Annotated in this window: 16 protein-coding genes; 2 read left to right on the forward strand and 14 right to left on the reverse strand. The window is 61.3% G+C overall.

What is annotated here, in order from left to right; translation table 11 throughout:
• Positions 1-134 precede the first annotated feature (134 nt).
• Positions 135-1,277, forward strand: coding sequence for an AGE family epimerase/isomerase (locus G7016_RS00170; protein WP_181110818.1), 1,143 nt, complete (start codon positions 135-137; stop codon positions 1,275-1,277).
• On the opposite strand, the gene G7016_RS00175 is transcribed toward G7016_RS00170, so the two are convergent.
• The 6 genes from G7016_RS00175 to G7016_RS00200 all read right to left on the reverse strand — a co-directional run bounded on the left by G7016_RS00175 (position 1,237) and on the right by G7016_RS00200 (position 7,563).
• Positions 1,237-1,995, reverse strand: a complete 759-nt coding sequence (locus G7016_RS00175) for an SDR family oxidoreductase (protein WP_181110819.1) — start codon at positions 1,993-1,995, stop codon at positions 1,237-1,239. The two genes, G7016_RS00170 and G7016_RS00175, sit on opposite strands and share 41 nt — an antisense overlap.
• A 501-nt stretch (positions 1,996-2,496) precedes the next feature.
• Positions 2,497-3,213 (reverse strand): ABC transporter ATP-binding protein, encoded by a 717-nt coding sequence (locus G7016_RS00180; RefSeq protein WP_181110820.1) that lies wholly within the window; start codon positions 3,211-3,213, stop codon positions 2,497-2,499.
• A complete protein-coding gene (locus tag G7016_RS00185) occupies positions 3,210-4,085 on the reverse strand; it encodes an ABC transporter ATP-binding protein (RefSeq protein WP_181110821.1) in 876 nt (291 codons plus the stop codon). The genes G7016_RS00180 and G7016_RS00185 overlap by 4 nt, the downstream gene beginning before the upstream one ends.
• Entirely contained in the window at positions 4,082-5,365 is a 1,284-nt protein-coding gene (gene livM, locus G7016_RS00190; protein WP_181110822.1) for a high-affinity branched-chain amino acid ABC transporter permease LivM, read from the reverse strand. Before livM ends, G7016_RS00185 begins: the two co-directional genes overlap by 4 nt.
• 2 nt (positions 5,366-5,367) lie before the next feature.
• Positions 5,368-6,282 (reverse strand): ABC transporter permease subunit, encoded by a 915-nt coding sequence (locus G7016_RS00195; RefSeq protein WP_181111275.1) that lies wholly within the window; start codon positions 6,280-6,282, stop codon positions 5,368-5,370.
• A 144-nt stretch (positions 6,283-6,426) separates the two neighbouring features.
• Complete coding sequence (locus tag G7016_RS00200; RefSeq protein ID WP_181110823.1) at positions 6,427-7,563, reverse strand: branched-chain amino acid ABC transporter substrate-binding protein; 1,137 nt, start codon at positions 7,561-7,563, stop codon at positions 6,427-6,429.
• A gap of 464 nt (positions 7,564-8,027) precedes the next feature.
• Between G7016_RS00200 and pncB the strand changes: the two genes are divergently transcribed.
• Positions 8,028-9,224: a nicotinate phosphoribosyltransferase gene (gene pncB / locus G7016_RS00205; protein WP_181110824.1), complete on the forward strand. Its 1,197-nt coding sequence runs from the start codon at positions 8,028-8,030 to the stop codon at positions 9,222-9,224.
• A gap of 21 nt (positions 9,225-9,245) precedes the next feature.
• Here the strand turns inward: pncB and azu are convergent, their stop codons facing one another.
• The 8 genes from azu to G7016_RS00245 all read right to left on the reverse strand — a co-directional run bounded on the left by azu (position 9,246) and on the right by G7016_RS00245 (position 22,301).
• Positions 9,246-9,695, reverse strand: a complete 450-nt coding sequence (gene azu / locus G7016_RS00210) for an azurin (RefSeq protein WP_181110825.1) — start codon at positions 9,693-9,695, stop codon at positions 9,246-9,248.
• 209 nt (positions 9,696-9,904) lie between these two features.
• The gene (locus G7016_RS00215; RefSeq protein ID WP_181110826.1) at positions 9,905-10,816 is read right to left on the reverse strand and encodes a transglutaminase family protein; all 912 of its coding nucleotides are present in this window, start codon (positions 10,814-10,816) and stop codon (positions 9,905-9,907) included.
• Positions 10,813-13,299: a circularly permuted type 2 ATP-grasp protein gene (locus G7016_RS00220; RefSeq protein WP_181110827.1), complete on the reverse strand. Its 2,487-nt coding sequence runs from the start codon at positions 13,297-13,299 to the stop codon at positions 10,813-10,815. The genes G7016_RS00215 and G7016_RS00220 overlap by 4 nt, the downstream gene beginning before the upstream one ends.
• Positions 13,300-13,330: 31 nt before the next feature.
• Positions 13,331-16,603, reverse strand: coding sequence for a transglutaminase family protein (locus G7016_RS00225; protein ID WP_181110828.1), 3,273 nt, complete (start codon positions 16,601-16,603; stop codon positions 13,331-13,333).
• Positions 16,604-16,846: 243 nt separating this feature from the next.
• On the reverse strand, positions 16,847-19,147 hold the full coding sequence (locus G7016_RS00230; protein WP_181110829.1) for a YgiQ family radical SAM protein: 2,301 nt from the start codon (positions 19,145-19,147) through the stop codon (positions 16,847-16,849).
• Between the two features lie 285 nt (positions 19,148-19,432).
• A complete protein-coding gene (gene dnaB / locus G7016_RS00235) occupies positions 19,433-20,827 on the reverse strand; it encodes a replicative DNA helicase (protein WP_181110830.1) in 1,395 nt (464 codons plus the stop codon).
• A 107-nt stretch (positions 20,828-20,934) separates the two neighbouring features.
• Positions 20,935-21,381, reverse strand: coding sequence for a 50S ribosomal protein L9 (gene rplI / locus G7016_RS00240; protein WP_181110831.1), 447 nt, complete (start codon positions 21,379-21,381; stop codon positions 20,935-20,937).
• A 20-nt stretch (positions 21,382-21,401) separates the two neighbouring features.
• Positions 21,402-22,301 (reverse strand): hypothetical protein, encoded by a 900-nt coding sequence (locus G7016_RS00245; RefSeq protein ID WP_181110832.1) that lies wholly within the window; start codon positions 22,299-22,301, stop codon positions 21,402-21,404.
• Positions 22,302-22,311 lie beyond the last annotated feature (10 nt).

Here is a 22,311-nt window from a genome sequence, read left to right on the forward strand (position 1 = left end):
CGGGCACCAGTTCGGGGGCTGACGCCCCCTCCTGCAATGCCTGTGTCGAACCACCGATCTGGGCCTGCCCTGGCAGGAACTCGAATCGGGTTTTCTGCTAGAGTGGCGCCCATTTGCCGCCCATGAAGCCGTCCATGCCTGCCTCCTTCGTGAACACCCCGCTTGCCGAAACCTACGCCACGGTGTGGGCGCATTTCCTCGACACCATCGTGCCGTTGTGGGAAGGCCCAGGCTGGAACAGCGCCCTTGAGCTGCCCTACGAAGCACTGAGCGACGGGCATCAGCCACTCCCGCCGCAACGCTACCGCGCCATGGCCTGCGCCCGGCAGTTGTTCGTGTTCACGTCGCTGGGCGATCGTCCCGGCGCGCGGGAACGGGCGGCCAGGTTATTTACCTCGCTCAACCGACACTTCGCCGACCCGGTAAACGGTGGCTGGTATTACAGCGTCGATCCCCAGGGCGCGCCGCTGGATACCCGCAAAGACCTCTATACCCACGCCTTCATCGTTTTCGCGTGTGCCCATTACCTTCGCCAAGCGCCTGAGGCTGAAGCCTGCCTGGACCAGGCGCTGGCGGTGGTACAACGCTTTGCCACTAACAATGGCCTTTACGAAGCGTGCCTGGATCGAGACTGGAGCGACCTTGGCCAAGGCCCGTTGCAGAACCCACTGATGCACTTGGCTGAAGCGTTCCTGGCCAGCCTCGACGCGCGGCCGGACGCGCAGACCACCGCCGCGCTCGACGCACTCTGTGATGCCATGCATCAGGAATTTTTCGACGCACGTCACGGCGTGTTGTTGGAGAAACCGTGCTCGGCTGTGGATAACTGGTATGAGCCAGGCCATCAGTTCGAGTGGTTCTACTTACTCGCTTCGTCGCCCCGCCTGGAGAACCACGCGCTCGCCAAGGATATGGCAGAAGCGCTGGTTCGCTCCGAGCAACAGGGCCTGCAAGAGGGGGCGGTATGCGCGATGCTCACCGCGAGCGGCACGCTGCTCGACGGCACCCGCCGCGTCTGGGCACATGCCGAATACTTGCGAGCCCTGAGCCTGTTGCCAGAGCGCGCCGATACGCTGACGACCGGCCTGCTGCAGCTACGGGAACAGTTCATGCGCCCCGAGGGCTGGTTCGAATGCCGTGACGCCAGTGGGGTAGTGAGCCGGCATGACATGCCATCCACCACCCCATACCACCTTTATACGTGCCTGGCGGCCCTGGCGAACGCCATCAGCCCGGTTACTGGCGATGTACCGCAAAGCCCGCCCACGACTGAGTAACCGGCATCACTTCGAGGCGGTTCACGTTGATGTGCGCGGGCTGGGTCAGAATCCAATAGATGGTGTCGGCGATATCCTGGGGCTGAATAGGCTCGGCACCGGCGTAAGTGGCATCGTAACGGGCCTTGTCGCCGCCGAAACGCACCAGTGAAAATTCGCTTTCGCACATGCCCGGCTCAAGGTCGGTCACCCGTACGCCGGTGCCTTGCAGATCGCAGCGCAGGTTGAGCGAAAACTGCTTCACGAACGCCTTGGTGCCGCCGTACACGTGGCTACCGGGGTAGGGATAGCTGCCTGCCACGGAACCGAGGTTCACGATACCAGCGCCCTTGCCGTGGGCGATCAGGCGCGGCAGCAACAGGCGCGTGGTATACAGCAGCCCCTTGATGTTGGTGTCGACCATGGTTTCCCAATCATCAAGGTCACACTTGGGCGCCGGATCCGCGCCAAGGGCCAAGCCTGCGTTGTTCACCAGCGCGGTCAGGGTCGAAAACTGCTCTGGCAGGCCGTTGATAGCGGCTTCCATGGCCTTGCGGTCGCGAACGTCCACCACCAGCGGCATTACTTCCACCTTTTCAGACAGCTCCTTGGCCAGCGCCTGAAGGCGGTCTTCGCGCCGACCGGTGATGATCAAGGACCAGCCGGCTTCGGCAAAGCGCCGGGCACAGGCTTCACCGAAACCAGAGGTCGCGCCAGTGATAAAAACAGTGGAGGTCATTGCGTTCTCCTGCTTGCGCCAGCGCTTGGCTGGTCGGATGGATGTGATCAGCGCCCAGAATGCCCGGCGCAGAGAGGCGGCACAACGTTAAAAGCGGCGGTTCTTCCTGTGTAGTTACCGCTCGGCGGAGAATCCTTTCAGCGATTCGCAACCTGGCGGGGTCTTGCAGCACGGCCTCTAGGCACGTATTTCCAAGGGTTTCCCACAGAGTTATCCACAGGCTGCTTAGCGATCTGGAAGGTAGCTGTCAAGGCTTGACTTTTAAACAGGCTCTAATGCACAACGCTGCTGTTCAAAAAATGATCATGAGCCTGGAAGCCACGGTTTCCGCGGCGCATAGCGTTGTGCCACCAAGTTATTCACAGGCTGGTCCACGGGAGTTGTGGGCTAATAACGAATGGGGATAAGTAAACATCAAATGCGACTTCAGGTCGCATTCCAAAGCCGGTTCAAAAATGTTTTCCACATTTCCGACCGGCCGTGAAAGGTTGTGCGATGTTGTCAATGGCCGCCCAGATAGGCATTCCTGACGTCATCGTTGGCCAGCAATTCCTTGCCGGTGCCGGTCATGCGGATCTGCCCATTGACCATCACATAGGCCCGGTCGGATAACTTCAGCGCATGGTTGGCATTCTGCTCCACGAGGAAAATAGTCATACCGGACTGGGCCAGTTCTCGCAGGGTGGCGAAAATCTGCTTCACCACGATCGGTGCCAGGCCCAGCGACGGCTCGTCCAGCAGCAACAGCTTGGGCCGGCTCATCAAGGCTCGTGCGATGGCCAGCATCTGCTGCTCACCGCCCGACATGGTCATTGCCCGCTGGTTGCGGCGTTCCTTCAGGCGAGGGAACAGGTCGAACATCCGCTGCATGTCTTCGCCAGCGTATTTATCCCCGATGGGGATAGTCCCCATCATCAGGTTTTCTTCCACGGACATGTCCGGGAAAACCCGGCGGCCTTCCGGCGACTGCGCAATGCCATTGGACGCGATGTAGTGGGACGACTTCTGGCTGATGTCCGTGCCCTGGTAGAAGATCTGCCCGCTGGCCACTCTCGGCTGGCCGAAAATGGACATCAGCAAGGTCGACTTCCCTGCCCCGTTGGAACCGATCAGGCTGACCGTTTCACCCGGGTCGATGTGCAGGGATACCTGCTTCAGCGCCTGGATCGGCCCGTAATATACGTCGATGGCTTTCAGTTCGAGGATGGGCGCGGTCATACCAGTTCCTCTTCGTCAGCGCCCAGGTAGGCTGCGATCACTTTGGGGTCATTGCGAATCTGCTCGGGTTTGCCGGTGGCAATCACGTTGCCGTGGTCCAGCACCACGATTTCATCGGAAATGCTCATCACCATGCCCATGTCATGCTCGATCAGCACCACAGTCATGTCGTGGTGGTCCCGCAGGTGGCGAATCATGCCACTCAGCGCTTCGGTTTCCTGCGGGTTGAGGCCGGCGGCCGGCTCGTCCAGGCAAATAACCTGAGGCCGGGTGCACATGGCCCGGGCAATTTCCAGCCGACGCTGCTGGCCATAGGAAAGCTCACCCGCCAGGCGGTTGGCGCAGTCCACCAGGTCGACCACTTCAAGCCAGTAGAACGCCGTTTCCAGCGCCCGCTCCTCCGCCTTGCGATAACCGGGGGTATTCAGAATGCCGGCAATCATGTTGCGGTTGACCCACATGTGATGGGCTACCAGCAGGTTTTCCACCACGGACATTTCCTTGAACAGGCGAATGTTCTGGAAAGTACGCGCCAGCCCTGCACGGTTCACCAAATGGGTACCGCCAAACATTTTGTAGTAAAGCCGGCTGAAAAAGCGGTTCGGCGCCACGAAATCCGTGGCCTTGAACGGCTCGCCCAGCAGCTTGATGACTTCTACGCTGCCCGAGCGCGCATTCAGCTGGATGCGCCCACCGGTGGCCTTGTAAAAGCCCGTGAGGCAGTTGAACACGGTGGTCTTGCCAGCGCCGTTGGGGCCGATCAAGGCGAAGATCGAGTTGCGCTTTACCTGCAAGTTAACGTCGCTCAGCGCCTTGATACCGCCGAACTGCATCATCAGGTGTTCAACGGACAGAATGATATCGTCGCTCATGGCGCCACTCCTTTACGCGGCACTACACCGGTACGGCTGATGCGAATAAGCCCGCGCGGTCGCCAGATCATCATCAACACCATGAGAATGCCGAACAGCAGCACCCGGTACTCGGCGAAGCTTCGCAGCAGTTCTGGCGCTACCGTGAGCACGAACGCGGCGATCACCACACCCACCGTGGAGCCCATCCCGCCAAGCACTACAATGGCGAGGATCAGGGCCGACTCGAAGAAGGTAAACGAGGCAGGGTTCACGAAGCCCTGGTAGCTGGCAAAGAACACCCCTGCCAGGCCAGCGGTCGAGGCCCCGAGGGTGAACGCCGACAGCTTGACCAACACATGATTGAGGCCCATGGCGCGGCAGGCAATTTCGTCCTCGCGCAGCGCTTCCCATGCACGGCCCACGGGCATGCGGGTAAGGCGATGCTTGATGTACAGAACCGCCATTACCACCAGGAACAGCACGGCGTAGATGAACAGGAACTTGAGATCGGGGTTGTATTCGAAGCCGAAGTATTCATGGATCGGAACGCCGCCATCCTTTGCCCGCCGGCCAAACTCCAGCCCAAAGATGGTTGGCGAAGGTACCGGCACGCCGTTGGGGCCTCCGGTGAAGTCCAGCCAGTTGTTCAGCACCAGGCGAATGATCTCACCGAAACCCAAGGTCACGATTGCCAGGTAGTCCCCATGCATTCGCAGTACCGGGAAGCCCAGAATGCACCCCGCCAACGCGGCAGCAATAGCCGCCAACGGCAAGGCGGACCAGAAGCCAAGCCCCAGGTATTGATAGCCGAGCGCCAGGCCATAGGCCCCGATCGCGTAGAACGCCACGTAGCCCAGGTCCAGCAGGCCCGCCAGCCCTACCACGATGTTCAGGCCCAGCCCAAGCAGTACATAGATCAACCCCAGGATCACCACGGTGAGCATGTACTTGTTCGCGAACACCGGAAATACCAGGGCAATCACGATCAGCAGGGGGATGATCCAGCGCAGCCGGGATTTGTAGTCTGGCGCCAGCACGTGCACGCCTCCGCCGCTGCCTTCGAACCCCTGGAGGATGCTCAGGCCCTTGGGTGTTTGCAGGAACAGGCTGAGCAGGAAGCGCCCGGCCATCACTACGGCGACCAGCACGGCGGTACGCGCCGGTTGCAGGTTGAACCCATAGCCATCGAGCACGATACCCACGATGGGGCCGAATACGATCAGCGCCAGCAGGCCGGCAACGATTGCATCGATAAGGCTTTTCTTGAGATTGACAGGTTTATTGATCGCGGAAGACATGGTCACACCTTCGCCACAAGTGGGCGACCCAGCAGGCCTTGGGGACGGAAGATCAGGATCAGCACCAGCAGGCCGAAGCTGAACACGTCTTTGTAATCCGAGTTCACCAGCCCGGAGAATTGCGACTCGGCCACGCCGAGGATCAGCCCACCCAGCATGGCGCCCGGCAACGAGCCGATGCCGCCCAGCACCGCCGCGGTGAACGCCTTGATCCCGATGATGAAGCCGGCATAGAAGTCAAAGGTGCCGTAGTTCATGGTCACCAGCACACCGGCCAGCGCGGCCATGGCTGCACCGATGATGAATACATAGGAAATCACCCGGTCGGTGTTGATGCCCAGGATAGAGGCCATCTTGCGGTCTTGCTGCGTGGCCCGGCACATCCGGCCCAGCTTGGTGTACTTGATGATGTAGGTGAGCACCGCCATGCCGACGAACGCTGCCACGATGATGAACGCCTTGGTGTAGCTCAGCTGCACGAAGCCACTGCCTATGTGGAAGCGCCAGCCGCCTTCGAGCAAGGTGGGTACGCCCTGCTGGCGCGAGCCCTGGCTGATCTGTACGTAGTTTTGCAGGATCAGCGAAATACCGATGGCGCTGATCAAGGGAGCAAGCCGCGTGGAGTTACGCAGAGGCTTATAGGCCACGCGCTCGATCACGAACCCGTACACGCCGGTCACCACAATCGTGAAGATCAGCGTGCCGAGAATCAGAAATGGGAAAGAATCGATGCCGAAGAGGGACAGTACCGCCAGGCCGATAGCGGAGAGGTAGCAGCTGACCATATACACGTCGCCATGGGCGAAGTTGATCATGCCGATGATGCCGTAAACCATCGTGTAGCCGATGGCAATCAGCCCGTAGACCGACCCCAGGGTCAGCCCGTTGACCATTTGCTGCAGGAAAATACCGTCCATCATGCACTCTCGTGAACGTATTGGGGCGCCAGGCACTCACGCCTCGACGCAGGCCGAAACGCGTGTGCCTGCAATGTTGCGCAGGCAAGTTGGAAGTGCAGCCAGGGCGGGCGGGCCATTGCCCTGCTCGCCTTGGCGCGGAGCTTATTTTTGTTTTTCGAGTTGCTTGTACTTGCCGTCCGGGCCCCACTGGTACACGACGTAGTCGGAGACTTTCAGGTCGCCCTTGCTGTCCCAGGTTTTCTCGCCCATTACAGTCTTGACCGAGTGTGCCTTGAGCCATTCGGCGGCTTTCTCACCCTTGTTTTCCTTGGCGCCGTTCAGGCCGGCAGCAATGGCCTGAAGCGAAGCGTAGGCATACAGGGTGTAGCCTTCAGGCTCGTAGCCACTCTTGCGGAACTGCTCTACAACAGCTTTGGAGTCCGGCAGCAAGCGTGGGTCTGCGCCAAAGGTCATGTACACGCCATCAACGTATTGAGCGCCACCGGCGGTAGTCACCAGTTCATCGGTCACGATGCCGTCGTCAGATACGAACTTCACGTCCTTGAGGCCCTGCTCGCGCAGCTGGCGAACCAGCGGGCCGGCTTCGGGGTGCAGGCCACCGAAGAACACCACGTCGGCGCCGGTGCCGCGGATTTTGGTAACCAGGGCGCTGAAGTCTTTCTCACCGCGGGTCAGGCCTTCTTCCAGCACAGGCGTTACACCGCGCTTTTTCAGCTGGGCGGAGGTGGCATCGGCCAGGCCCTTGCCATAGGTGTCCTTGTCGTTGATTACCGCGACTTTCTTGGCCTTGAGCATGTCGACGATGTAATCACCGGCAACGATGCCTTGTTGGTCGTCACGGCCGCACATCCGCAGCATGGTCTTGAGGCCGCGCTCGGTGACTGCCGGGTTGGTGGAGCCAGGGGTGATCGCGATAACACCCGCTTCGTCATACACTTCCGACGCCGGGATGGTGTTCGAAGAACAGAAGTGCCCTACAACGCCTACCACTTTGTCCTGGTCTACCAGCCGGTTGGCAACGGCCACAGCCTGCTTGGGTTCGCAGGCATCATCGCCTGCCACCAGTACGATCTTTTCCCCGTTCACGCCCCCCGCGGCGTTGATGGCATCGGCCGCAGCCTGCGCACCCTTCATGTACTGCTCACCGAACGAAGCGTTGGCACCGGTCATGGGGCCAGCAACGCCGATTTTCACGTCCGCCTGTGCATACGACGCAACGCCCATCGCGGTAGCGACCGCCAGGGCCAGAAAGCCTTTCTTGTAAAACGTCTGCGACATGAGGTGATGCTCCTGAACGTTTTTTTGGTTGGCACAACAGCTTCAGCGTCATGCTCTGAGCAAGCGGCGTGCCATCAATTTTTACATGCGCGTAAAGTCGTAGGCTGAAGTTTCAAGCGCGCCCCTTGCAGGTCGATCAAACGGGACGTGCAACCGTCTAACACGAAGATAGTGATACCTCGTTACAATAAAGGGGCAACCTGACGCCAGCGTGAAGAGCAACCATGACCGGCAAGTCAGCGCAACCAAGGCGTAACAACAAGCGTAACGGAACTGCACAACCTCGGTGCGCGCCCGCTACATCGCGCACCATCCCGGCCGTGCTCCGGCGGCACCGCAGAAGGCGGGCACAAACTGTGTTCTGTAACATCCCGCCTCATGCGCCGAGAAGTGGCACAAGTGTGCATGCCATACTTTTTAGCCGAACCGTTGTCTGAAACGTGTTGGCCAACCCGGAGCCCTTGATGATCGATTCACCCTTTCGCCCATGCGTGATTCACTCACTGCTGGACACTGACCTTTACAAGCTCTCCATGATGCAGGCGGTGCTGCACAACTACCCCAATACAGATGTGGAGTGGGAGTTTCGCTGCCGCAACGGCGAGGACCTGCGCCCTTATCTGGATGAGCTGCGGTGGGAACTGGAGCGCTTGTGTGAATTGAGCCTGGCCGACGAGGAAGCCGCCTTCCTGGAAAATATCAGCTTTATGAAGCCTGATTTTCTGCGCTTCCTGGGGTTGTTCCGATTCAACCTGCGGTATGTGCAGCTGGGCATCGAGCACGATGAGCTCTACATCCGGCTTCGCGGGCCATGGTTGCATGTGATTCTGTTCGAGGTGCCATTGCTGGCGATGGTGAGCGAGGTTCGCAACCGCACGCTCCATCCGGTCGTGACGCTGCAAAAAGCCCGGGATCAGCTGTACCGCAAGTTCGACTGGCTGGTCGCCAACGCCACGGTGGACGAACTGGCAGGCCTGCAGGTGGCCGATTTTGGTACACGCCGCAGGTTTTCCTTTGGCGTCCAGGATGAGGTAGTGCGGCTGCTGAAAGCGGAATTCCCGGCACGCTTCGTGGGTACCAGCAATGTGTACCTGGCGCGTAAATACGACCTCAAGCCATTGGGCACCATGGCGCATGAATGGGTAATGGCGCACCAGCAGCTCGGCCCGCGGCTGATCGACAGCCAGATCGCCGCGCTGGATTGTTGGGTCAGGGAATACCGCGGCCTGCTAGGCATCGCGCTTACAGACACCATCACCATGGATGCCTTCCTGCGCGATTTCGACCTGTACTTCGCCAAGCTGTTCGACGGCCTTCGCCATGACTCGGGTGACCCGCTGCTCTGGGCCGAGAAGGCCATTACGCACTACCGCAAGCTGGGCATCGACCCAATGACCAAAACCCTGGTGTTCTCAGATGGCCTGGACCTCCCCCGTGCGCTTAACCTGTATCGCGCTCTACGGGGGCGCATCAATGTGAGCTTTGGCATTGGCACCAACCTCACGTGCGATATCGACGGGGTGGCGCCTATGAGCATGGTGCTGAAGATGACCAGCTGCAATGGCCAGCCCGTGGCGAAGATCTCCGACGAAGCGGCCAAGACCCAATGCCGCGACCCGAATTTCGTGTCCTACCTGCGGCATGTGTTCAAGGTGATGTAGCACTGCGGGGTTTGGCTGGACCTAGTCCACCAGCTTCAAGGTGCCTTGCATCATCGAGATATGCCCGGGGAAAGTGCAGAAGAAGCTGTACTGGCCAGCGGGGTCGAGAGCGGAAGCATCGAAGGTGACGCTGTCCTGGTCGCCTGCGCCGATCATGCGCGTATGCGCGATTACCCGGCTGTCTTCCGGCTGGAGATAGCCCTCTTCGGCGCCAGCCGACATTCCATCGCTGGCCACGTTGCGCATGTCGGCCGTTTTGCTGAGCACCCAGTTATGCCCCATCACCTGCACCGGCAGCGCGCCGGAGTGGGTAAGCGTGACCTTGAAGGCCTTGCAGCTTTTGCTGACGGTGATTTCCTTCTGATCGAAAGTCATCTGATCGGTGGAATCGACCGTTACCTCGCACTGGGCCGCCAGAGCGGGAACGGCGACCAGGCCAAGCAAACCGGCGAAAACGGCTTTGAGCAACATGCATACACTCCAGGGCAGTGGGCCGCGTTGTCTATCAGGCCCATGAACACATTCAAAGAGCCCATCTTGCCTGCCGGGCGTAGGCTTCTCAACATCACTTGAGGAGAACCATCATGGGTTTCAACAGCTTCTTCCGTAGCCTGCTTGCCGCATACGCCTGTGGCGCCAGTGGCGCCGAGCCTGAGTACAAGGCAGGCCAGCCGCACTGATCATGCGGTAGGCAGCGCTTCTTCAATGGGGGTCACGGTCACCTGTACCTCAGGGTCGTGGCTGCCGCCGCCCAGGATCACCCCACGCAGGGGGGATACATCGGAAAAATCCCGCCCCCATGCGAGCGTGACGTGGCCCAGCCCCGGGCGTACGTTGTTGGTGGGGTCGAACTCTACCCAGCCATTGGCCGGGCAATACACCGCTACCCAGGCATGGGAGGCGTCCGCGCCGATGAGCCGAGGTTTGCCAGGCGGCGGCTGGGTCAGCAGATAACCGCTGACATAGCGCGCAGCCAATCCCCGGGACCGCAGGCAGGCAATCATCAGGTGGGCGAAGTCCTGGCAAACCCCGCGCCGCTGCTCCAGTACTTCCAGCAAAGGGGTCGCCACGCCAGTGGCGTTAGCGTCATAGGTGAATTCGTTGAAGATCTTGCCCATCAGCACCTGGGCGCCTTCGAGCAAAGGCATGTTTGCAGGGAAACAGCTGTCAGCAAACGCGACGAAGTGCTTCTTCAATCGAATAAAGGGCGACTCAAAGCGGAAGCGGCACGCCTTCAGCATATCCCGTGGCATTGGCTGACCGCTGTAGCACAAGCTGTCACGGGCCATTTCCCAGGCGGGCGACAATCGCATGTCGGGCACTCGGCGGGCTAGCACTTCCACTTCCAGCCGCGCCTTGACCGTGAGCGCGTCATGGGGCCGCTCAAAGGCCAGGCGGGTAAGCGGGTTGCCGAATACATCGTATTCGTCGATCCGCTGGGTAGGCAGTGGTGACACCTCAAGTGACTGATTGCGGCATAACTGCCACGCACAAGGCCGCGGCCACAAGTGCGCCAGCTGTTTGGCCAGCGATACCGGGGCGTCGTACGCGTAGTGGGTGTCATGCATCACCTGATAACAAGTGCCTGTCATACCGATACCGTTTGCTGGCTGACATCATCCACATGAGCGAAATGGCGCAATGCAAGGCGGTCGGACACCTGACTGCTGGCATCGCCTACCTCATCGAGCAGATCCGCCAACCCACCCAGCACCACCCGTACGCTGCCTACCCCGAACAATGAATATTCCAAGGCACCCAGATCGAATACCGTAAGCCGCTCGATCAGTGTTGCAAACGAGTTATCGCGTGGTATGCGCAAGTCATCGTGCAGCCGCCGTAGCGACCGGACCACCTGTCGGAGCTGAAATAGCACGGCGTGTGGGTTCTGGGGGTCAAGCAGCAACAGGTCGAGCACAGGGATCAGTTGCGCTTCGGCCAGGTAGCGTGAGCGGTAAGTAATACTACTGTTCGCCAATTCCAGCAGCCACTCCAGCGCCGAAGGCTCGAATACCTGTCCACTGCGCAAGCTGGCCGCCAGGCTGGTGCACAGGAAGTGCAAACGCTCGAGGCGCCGGCCGATCATCAGGAAACGCCAGCCCTCGTCGCGGGTCATGTCATCCAGCGCAAAGCCGGACAGTGCCGCCAGTGACACTACCAAGCGGTTGAGCAGATCCAGGGCTTCGCCCAGGTCAGTGCCTAGCGGCTCCAACCGTGCCGACTCCCGTTGCAATTCGACCAATGCATGCCAGTTTTCACGCGAAAGCTTGCCGCGTACCTGTGACGCCGCCCATTGCAGCCGTTGCAGGTTGTTGCGCAGGCTGAACGGCCACTCAGCCCCCACCAGCGCCGTGAGCAGCCCGGCTTCCAGTTCACTTTCATCGGGCATTACATTCAGGGCCTGCGCCAGCGCGACCGCAGCATGCAATGCCTGCGCGTCGTCGCCTTCCACGTGGCGGGTGAGGACGATCCGCAGCAACCGGGCACTGTCGTCGCACCGCTCCGAATAGCGCCCGAACCAGAACAGGTTTTCGACCACCCGAGAGGGCAAGTAGGGGTCTCGCCGGATCACGTCCTGCGCCCCGAGGGCCCGTTGTGCGCGCCACTGCTCGGCGCTGGGCGCCGGCTCGCCCAGTATCCACGTATCTTTACTGGCGCCGCCGCGCTGCATGGCGATCACCTCGGCGTCGGCGTGGGCGGCTACCCGGGTCAGCCCCCCCGGCAGCACGCGGTAGCCCTCTTCAGCCGCCACCGCATACATGCGCATGCCCACCGCGCGAGGCTGCAGCCCAAGGCTGTCGCCATGCCACACCGGCGCCTGGGACAGCTGCGCGATGGCCTGGCCAACATAGGCATAGGGGCGAGCCTTGATCCGCTCACATAGGGCTTTGCGCTGCGCTCCATCGAGGTTTCGCCCGAACACCGGCCCAAAGCTCTGCGACGGGAAGGCCGGCTTGAACACCAGCTCGGCCATGTGCTCCAGGGCGTGCGCCATCACCGGGGGCTCCCCGCACCACCAGGTGGCAATGGACGGTAACATCAGCTTCTCGCCAAACAGGTGCTCGTTGATCGCAGGCAAAAACCCAAGCAGCCCCGGGGACTCCAGCACGCCGCTGCCCAGTGAGTTGGCTACCAGCACCCGGCCTTCGCGTACTGATTGCAACAGCCCGGGCACGCCCAGGGCGGAATCGGTGCGCAGCTCAAGCGGGTCGCAGAAGTCGTCATCCAGGCGGCGCAATATGGCGTGCACGCGCTGCAGCCCATTGAGTGTCTTGAGGTACACCGTGGCGTCGCGCACGGTCAGGTCGGTGCCTTCAACCAGCGGGTAGCCCAATTGTCGGGCCAGGTAGAGGTGCTCGAAATAACTTTCGTTGAAGCGCCCAGGCGTCAGCACCACCACCAAGGGCGTATCGGTGCCCGCCGTGGCTAGCCGGGCGAGGGTTTCCTGCAGTGCCCGGAAGAAGCCAGCGAGGTGCCGCGCTTGCAGGTCCCGGTAAAGGTCGGGAAATGCGCGAGACACGATCATGCGGTTTTCCAGCGCATAGCCCGCCCCCGAGGGGGCCTGCGTACGGTCTGCGGTTACCCACCAGCGCCCATCGGGGCTGCGGGCCAGATCCACCGCATACAGGTGAAGGAAAATATCTGCGGGCGGGCGGATACCCTGACAGGCCCAGAGGTAATTGTTATGGCCAAACACCAGCTCGGACGGCAGCAACCCCTCCTGCATCAGGGTTTGCGGGCCGTAGATGTCCGCCAGCACCGCGTTGAGCAAGCGTGCGCGCTGGGCGATGCCGGCGGCCAGGTACTGCCATTCGCCCTGCTCGATGAGGTTGGGCAGCAGGTCCAGCTCCCACGGCCGGTCCGCACCCTTGGGGTCGGCATACACGTTGTAGGTCACACCGTTTTCGTGAATCTGCCGGTTTAGCATGTCCTGCCGCTGGGCCAGCTGCGCGGGGCTGCTGCGTTGCAGATGGTCGAGCAGGCGCCGCCAGTGCGGCCTTACTGCGCCAGCGGGGTCGAGCATTTCGTGATAGCTGCCTGCGGTGCGCAGGTAGTGTTCAAGCAGGTCTGGCATGAAACGCTCGGCTACAGGTAGTGGGCCCGACTCATTGGAAACGGCGCATGTCCAGTGTCATGGGAAACGCTTCGTTAACCTGTACAGGTGGCGCGACAAGCGTTCCGGGAGTGTGGCCGACCCGGAAGAAACGCGCCAGCCGCCGGCTTTCGGCTTCGTTGCCATTGACCGGGAAGGTGTCGTAGTTACGCCCACCCGGGTGTGCCACATGATATTGGCAGCCGCCCAACGAACGCTGCATCCAGGTATCGACCAGGTCAAATACCAGGGGCGCATGGGGTGCGATGTTCGGGTGCAATGCGTTGGCCGGCTGCCACGCACGGTAGCGCACACCCGCAACGAACTCGCCGGCGACTCCAGTGGCACGCAGCGGTACCGGAAGGCCATTGCAGGTAAGCACATAACGCCCCGGCGCCATGCCAGTCACTTTCACCTGCATGCGCTCAAGCGAGGAGTCCACGTAGCGCACGGTGCCCCCGGCGGCACCCTCCTCGCCCAGCACGTGCCAAGGCTCCAGGGCCTGGCGCAGTTCCAGCTCGATCCCGGCCACCGCATAGTCGCCCACCTTGGGAAAGCGAAACTCCAGGTGCGGCGCGAACCATTCTGCCTTGAACGGATAGCCTGCAAGCGTGAGCTCATGAAGCACATCGGCGAAGTCCTGAGCCACAAAATGGGGAAGCAGAAAGCGGTCATGCAGCTCCGTGCCCCAGCGAGTCAGGCGTTCTGGGGCATAGGGTGCTTTCCAGAACCGCGCCACCAGCCCGCGCAACAGCAACTGCTGCGCCAGGCTCATGCGGGCATGGGGCGGCATTTCGAACGCGCGCAATTCCAGCAGGCCAAGGCGGCCACTGGCGCTGTCGGGCGAATACAGCTTGTCGATACAAAATTCGGCGCGGTGGGTGTTGCCGGTTACGTCGGTCAGCAGGTTGCGCAGCAGGCGGTCTACCAGCCAGGGCGCGGCCTCCTCGCCAGGAGCGGGCATTTGCGAGAAGGCGATTTCCAGCTCGTAAAGGGCATCGCTGCGCGCTTCGTCCACCCTTGGGGCCTGTGACGTGGGCCCGATGAACAGCCCGGAGAACAGGTACGAAAGCGAGGGGTGATCATTCCAGTAACTCACCAGGCTACGCAGCAGGTCAGGGCGACGCAGGAAGGGAGAGTCTGCAGGCGTGGCCCCGCCAAGCACGAAATGGTTGCCACCACCTGTCCCGGTATGGCGGCCGTCGATCATGAACTTCTCGCTGGCCAGGCGGGTAAGCCGCGCCTGCTCATAAAGAAATTCGGTACGATCCACCAGCTCCGCCCAACTCGCCGAAGGCTGAACGTTCACTTCAATAACGCCAGGGTCGGGCGTAATGCGCAGGTTCTGCAGACGCGGGTCGGCCGGTGGCTCGTAGCCTTCCAGCACCACCGGGCAGCGCAACCCTTCGGCTACTGCCTCAACCACTTCTACCAATTGAAGGTAGTCTTCCAGCCGCTCCAGCGGCGGCATGAAGATGTGAAGCCGGCCGTCCCTGGGTTCGGCGCACAATGCGGTACGGGCAATCCAGCCCGCCGATTCGCCTGCTTTCGGAGCGCTGCCTTCGTAACGGCCTTGCACCGACGCTGCCGGCTGCTGCAGCGCAAGGGGCGAGAAGGCCTGGTTGGGGTCCCGGGCGTTGATGAAGGGGTAATCGCTTTCCTGGACCCACGGCAGAGAATTCAACGGCAGCCGGTAACCCAGGGCCGAATCGCCGGGTAACAGGCGGCATTGCTCGTCGCGCAGGTACCAGCGGCTACTGTGCCAACGATCACCTGCGGCAGTACGCGCCAGCGGCAACACATGGCCAACCACCTGGTCCAGGCCTTGGGTGAACACCTTGCGCAGGCGCTCACGCTCCAGCGAATCGGCCAGCCGAGCATCGCTCACGCTCAGATTCGTCGGCAACGTGCCCTCGCGCCAGAGGTAGTAAAGGCTGTCTTCGTAGGCCGGAAAAACGAAGTCTCCAGGCAACCCCATGTGCTCGGCCACCTGTACCAGAAAGCGCGCCGCCAACTCGGTATCGGCAGCGTAGCTCTCCTGCTCATTGGCGATCAGGCGAGGGTTGCGCCAGATCGGCTCGCCGTCCGTTCGCCAGAAGGCATTCAGCGACCATCGCGGCAACTGCTCGCCCGGGTACCATTTCCCCTGGCCGAAGTGCACCAGCCCACCGGTGGCGTAGCGTGCTCGCAGGCGCTGATACAGATCAGTGGCAAGCTTGCGTTTGTTCGGCCCGAGGGCGGCGGTGTTCCATTCGACGCCGTCTGGGTGGTCCACGGAAACGAACGTGGGTTCGCCGCCCATGGTCAGGCGCACGTCACCCGCGAGCAGGTCGGCGTCGATGTGCTCGCCCAGCGCAAGTATGGCCTGCCATTGGTCTTCGCTGTAAGGCCGGGTAACGCGCGGCGCTTCCCAGATCCTGCGCACCGACATGGAATGCGCGAAATCACATTCGCATGGCTCTACCCTGCCGGTGATGGGCGCAGCGGAAGTGGGGTCCGGGCTGCACGCCAATGGGATATGCCCTTCTCCAGCAAACAGGCCTGACGTGGCATCCAGGCCGATCCAGCCAGCGCCTGGCAGGTAAACTTCGCACCAGGCGTGCAGGTCGGTGAAATCCACGTCCGTACCGGCTGGCCCGTCCAGCGCTTTCACGTCAGCGGTAAGCTGAATCAGGTATCCGGACACGAAACGCGCCGCCAGCCCGAGGTTGCGCAGCACCTGTACCAGCAGCCAGGCCGAATCCCTGCAAGAGCCGCATTCCAGTTCCAGGGTTTGCTCAGGTGTTTGCACCCCCGGCTCCATACGGATGAGGTAGCGCACGTCCTGGCTGATGCGCTGGTTCAGCGCAACCAGAAAGTCTACGGTTGGCTTGGGCTCGCGCTCGATACTTTCCACATAAGCGGCGAACCGAGGCGACAGCGGCAGTTTTTCCAGATAGGGCGCCAGTTCATGGCGCTCATCAGGTGCATAACTGAACGGAACGGCGTCAGCATAGGGCTCAAGGAAAAAGTCGAACGGGTTGAACACGGCCATCTCGGCGACCAGGTCCACCTCGATCCTGAACCGCTCGGTTTTCTCCGGGAACACTAGCCGCGCCAGGTAATTGCCCTGCGGGTCCTGCTGCCAGTTGATGAAATGGCCTTCGGGCAGAACCTTTAGTGAATAGGAAAGAACGCGTGTTCGGCTATGAGGCGCTGGGCGCAGCCGGACTATCTGCGGCCCTAGCTCCACCGCGCGGTCGTAGCGATAGTCGGTAATGTGGTTTAACGCGACATGTATCGACACAGCGTGCCTCCTGCAGGCCAAACGGTCAGGGAAACAGCGCAAGAGTTGTGCCAGCACAACCCTGCTGTCGGTTATGCATAGCTGGCTCAGCCCGCGGTGCTCTGGTTGGACTCAACCAACCGCTGTTCTATCCACGGGCGCGATGTTAATAAACCAGGCGCTGTGCAGGCAGGCCTGGAGCCGTCGCTGATCGCTCAGGATCAGCGGAACGGCCTTTCTCTCTGGGTGTGACAGCCTTTCCGATCAGCGAGGAAGCACCGGTTGCCGGCTAGGCTTGCGCTTGCCCTTGGCGCTGGTATTTCCCTTGCCAGCCCGAGCAGCCTGATCGCGGCGCGCCTGTGCCGCAGCCTTGGCCTCCTCCCGCTTGTCCCAAGGCTTGCTGCCGTCACTACCGCGCGGCGGCAGGCCGGTGTGCTGCGTGAGAATACGCTGCTCGCGGGCGACCTTGTGGCTACCGGCAGGGGTTGAGTTCTTACGCCGTGCGCTGGTGTAGGTGTCCGCGTCAGGCTGGTGCGCCGGGATCAACTGGTTTTTACCCGAGCCGATCAGATCGGCACGGCCCATGCGTTCCAGGGCTTCGCGCAGCATTGGCCAACCCTTCGGGTCGTGGTAGCGCAGGAAGGCCTTGTGCAGCCGGCGCTGGGCCTCGCTTTTCACGATGCTCACACCCGGGCTCTTGTACGTGACCTTGCGCAGCGGGTTCTTGCCCGAGTGGTACATGGCGGTAGCGGATGCCATGGGTGATGGATAGAACGCCTGCACCTGGTCGGCGCGGAAGCCATTGCCCTTGAGCCACAGGGCCAGGTTCATCATGTCTTCGTCAGTGGTGCCAGGGTGCGCGGCGATGAAATACGGGATCAGGTACTGCTCTTTTCCCGCCTCCTTCGAGTACTTCTCGAACATCCGCTTGAAGCGGTCGTAGCTGCCGATGCCCGGCTTCATCATCTGGTTGAGCGGGCCTTCCTCGGTGTGCTCCGGGGCAATTTTCAGGTAGCCGCCCACATGGTGGGTGACCAGTTCCTTCACATACTCCGGCGATTCCACCGCCAGGTCATAGCGCAGGCCTGAAGCAATCAGGATCTTCTTCACACCGGGCAAGGCGCGGGCGCTGCGGTACAGCTGGATCAGCGACGAGTGATCGGTGTTCAGGTTGGGGCAGATCCCCGGGAACACGCACGAAGGCTTGCGGCACGCGGATTCGATCTCCGGGCTTTTGCAGGCGATGCGGTACATGTTCGCAGTGGGCCCGCCCAGGTCCGAGATAACGCCGGTGAAGCCGGGCACCTTGTCGCGGATTTCTTCAATCTCGCGGATGATCGACTCTTCGGAACGGTTCTGGATGATCCGGCCTTCGTGTTCGGTAATGGAGCAGAATGTGCAGCCACCGAAGCAGCCGCGCATAATGTTCACCGAGAAGCGAATCATGTCGTAGGCCGGGATCTTTTCCTTGCCGTAGGCCGGGTGCGGGACGCGCGCGTAGGGCATGCCGAACACGTAGTCCATTTCCTCGGTGGTCATGGGAATGGGTGGCGGGTTGAACCACACGTCTACTTCGCCATGCTTCTGCACCAGCGCGCGGGCGTTGCCCGGGTTGGTTTCCAGGTGCAGCACGCGGTTGGCGTGGGCATAGAGCACGGCGTCGTTGCGTACTTTCTCGAAGGACGGCAAGCGGATGACTGTCTTGTCGCGGGTCATGCGCGGGCTTTCGAGGATCTGCACGACCTTGGCTTCGGTCGGATCTTCCACCGGGCCTTTTTCCTGCTCGATGGCGCAGGCCTGGGTGTCCTGGGTGTTCACATACGGGTTGATGATCTTGTCGACCTTGCCCGGGCGGTCGATACGCGTGGAGTCCACCTCGTACCAGCCCTGGGGGGTATCCCGGCGCACAAAGGCGGTGCCGCGGATATCCGTGATGCTTTCGATCGGCTGCCCAGCCGCCAGCCTTTGAGCCACTTCTACTACGGCGCGCTCGGCGTTGCCGTACAGAAGGATATCGGCACAGGCGTCGATCAGGATCGAATGGCGGACTTTGTCCTGCCAGTAGTCGTAATGCGCGATCCGCCGCAGCGACGCCTCGATGCCACCCAGCACGATAGGCACGTGCTTGTAGGCTTCCTTGCAGCGCTGGCTATACACCAGGCTGGCGCGGTCCGGCCGCTTGCCGGCAAGGCCGCCGGGGGTGTACGCATCGTCGGAGCGGATTTTCTTGTCTGCGGTGTAGCGGTTGATCATCGAATCCATGTTGCCGGCCGCAACGCCGAAGAACAGGTTGGGCTCGCCCAGCTTCATGAAATCGGCTTTGGAGGTCCAATCCGGCTGGGCAATGATGCCCACTCGGAAGCCTTGGGCTTCGAGCAGCCGACCGATGATCGCCATACCGAACGAGGGATGATCGACATAGGCATCACCGCTGACAATGATGATGTCGCAGGAATCCCATCCCAGCTGGTCCATTTCTTCCCGGCTCATAGGCAGGAAAGGCGCCGGCCCGAAACATTCGGCCCAGTATTTCGGATAGTCGAATAATGGCTTGGCTGCTTGCATGGTGATGACCGGTGTTATGGCAAATGGACCCGCGCGAATTCGCGGCCGCGGAGGATAGCACAAAAAATAACCAAATCCGACGGCCTTTGTCGGATATAGGCTATTCGATGGCTCTGCAGGGAATATCCGAGCGAAGGTCAGGCCGGGCCGCGCAGGCAAGGCAAAAACAGGCGAGGAAGCGGACCGGGCTGGCGCTCCAGTTTACTGGTTGTAAATGAGCATTCCGAGCCTAGGCGGCCCCACCTGTTTTTAACGCAGCATCACCGAGCGCAGGATGTTCCCCGATTATTCGTCATCGAACTGATAGCTGCCCGGCGCCAGGTTCTCGAACCGGGTGTACTTCCCGATAAACGCCAGGCGCACGGTACCGATCGGGCCGTTCCGCTGCTTGCCGATGATGATTTCGGCGATGCCCTTGTGCTCGGTTTCGGGGTGGTACACCTCGTCCCGGTATACGAACATGATCACGTCGGCGTCCTGCTCGATCGCTCCCGATTCCCGCAGGTCGGAGTTTACCGGGCGCTTGTTCGGGCGTTGTTCCAGCGAGCGGTTGAGCTGGGACAGTGCAATCACGGGGCAGTTGAATTCCTTGGCCAGGGCCTTCAGCGAGCGCGAGATCTCCGAGATCTCGTTCGTGCGGTTGTCACCGCTCGAGCCGGGAATCTGCATCAACTGGAGGTAGTCGATCATGATCATAGCGATCTCGCCATGTTCACGCACGATGCGCCGCGTACGGGCGCGCATTTCCGAGGGGCTGATGCCGGCGGTATCGTCGATGAACAGCTTGCGGTCGTTGAGCAGGTTCACCGCCGAAGTGAGCCGTGGCCAATCGTCGTCATCCAGGCGGCCGGTTCGTACCTTGGTCTGGTCGATACGGCCCAGCGACGACAGCATACGCATGATCAGCGAGTCGCCTGGCATTTCGAGGGAGTACACCAGCACTACCTTGTCGCTGCGCAGTACCGCGTTTTCCACCAGGTTCATGGCGAACGTGGTTTTACCCATGGACGGTCGCCCTGCCACGATCACCAGGTCGGACGGCTGCAGGCCGCTGGTCTTTTCGTCCAGGTCGGCATAGCCGGTGGACAGGCCCGTGATCGCCTGATCGGTATTGAACAGCGTATCGATGCGGTCGATGGCCTTGGTCAACAGATCATTCACGCCCACCGGGCCGCCGGTCTTGGGGCGTGCCTCGGCAATCTGGAAGATCTGCCGCTCGGCTTCATCGAGGATTTCGGACGCGTTCCGCCCTTGCGGATTGAACGCACTGTCAGCGATATCGCTGCTGATGCTGATCAATTGCCGCAGGGTTGCGCGTTCGCGAACGATCTGAGCGTACGCCTTGATGTTGGCGACCGACGGCGTGTTCTTGGCCAATTCGCCCAGATAAGCAAGGCCGCCGACCTGGCTGCTCTGCCCTTCCTTGTCCAGCTGCTCGTGCAGCGTGACCACGTCGAATGGAAGGTTCTGGTCAGCCAGGCGAGCCACCGCGCGGAAGATCAGGCGGTGGTCATGCCGGTAGAAGTCGCCATCCGACACCTGGTCCAGTACCCGCTCCCAGGCATTGTTGTCCAGCATCAAGCCACCGAGCACAGCCTGTTCGGCCTCGATGGAGTGAGGTGGAACCTTGAGCGCGGCGGTTTGCAGGTCGTACTGTTCAGGCGTCGAGATTTCGTTCATAACCGGCGGAATCTGAGGGGTACATAAAAAACAAAGGGCACGACCTGTCGAAGACAGGGCCGTGCCCCATGTTAAACCGCTGGCTGGCCGAGCGGCCAGCCAATGGCTCAGGCGGCTACAACCACAACGCGAACGGTAGCTTCAACGTCGCTGTGCAGGTGCACGGCTACGTCGTATTCACCGACGTTACGGATGGTGCCGTTCGGCAGACGAACTTCAGCCTTGGCAACTTCAACGCCGGAGGCGGTCAGTGCGTCAGCGATGTCGTGAGTACCGATCGAACCGAACAGCTTGCCTTCATCGCCCGCGGTAGCGGTGATGGTGACTTCCAGCTCGGCCAGTTGAGCGGCGCGGCTTTCAGCGGAGGCTTTCTTGTCGGCAGCTGCTTTTTCCAGGTCAGCACGGCGAGCTTCGAACGCAGCCAGGTTGGCGGCGGTCGCGGCAGTAGCCTTGCCTTGTGGCAGCAGGTAGTTACGACCGTAACCAGCCTTTACGTTTACCTTGTCGCCCAGGTTGCCCAGGTTGGCGATTTTTTCCAGCAGGATCAGTTCCATTTGGTATTAACCTCTTAACTTTAACCTTCACCGTTCGCGGAGCCCTGGTCGTTGCCTTTTTCAGGCGCCAGGCGGCCGCGAAAATCAATCAGGCTGTCGACAATGGCCACAGCCACCAGTAACGGATAGGCCAGCTGTATGAACAGCAGGAACGTGACGTACAACCCTACCAGCCAGAAGCGCCCGAGCTTGCCGCGTACGACCAGCCCATGCACCAGGGCGAAGCCCGCGAACATCAGCGGCACGCTGCACAGGGGGGTCAACATCGCCACCCTGGGACCGAAGTGCGGCCCCACCAGCATGCACGCCAATAGCGCGAGGGCTACGGCACCGGGGATTCGCGTGGCGCGAAACTCGCGCCCGAAACCGCCGGGGTTATACAACACGGCCTGCCAGTAGCGCCCCAGTATCAGGGCCAACAGGCTGATGGCCTGCAACAGAGCTGCTATCAATCCGATCAGTACCGGAGCGATCAACGCCTCCAGGTGGGCTTGCTCTTCCAGCGACAAGCGCTGGTAGATGTCGCCGAGCAGGTCAGGCAGGTGGCTGTTCATGGCCACCGCCAGCTGGTTCAGGGCTTCGCCGAAGGCGGCTCCCAGTACCACGCCATACACCACACCCAGGCCGACACTCGCCAGCAACACCTTGCTCCAGGGCCATCCCGCGCGCAGCAGCGCCGCGAGCCCCAGCGAACCCAGCAACACCATGAGGGTGCGAGGTTCACCGAAGTACCACCAGACAAACGCCGGCAGTATTCCCCAGGCAAGGACGGCAATGGCGTCGCTTCGCCCCCGCCGCAGCAGCACAAGGCAACCTGCGGCGGCACTCAACCAGAACAACAGCGGCAATGCCGCACATCCAGCCACCACCAGGGTGGCTTGCATACGACCCCGCATGATGAAATCAGCCAAGGCACGCATGCGCTCTATC

The sequence above is a fragment of the Pseudomonas japonica genome, assembly GCF_013522925.1.
Lineage (GTDB): Bacteria > Pseudomonadota > Gammaproteobacteria > Pseudomonadales > Pseudomonadaceae > Aquipseudomonas > Aquipseudomonas japonica_A.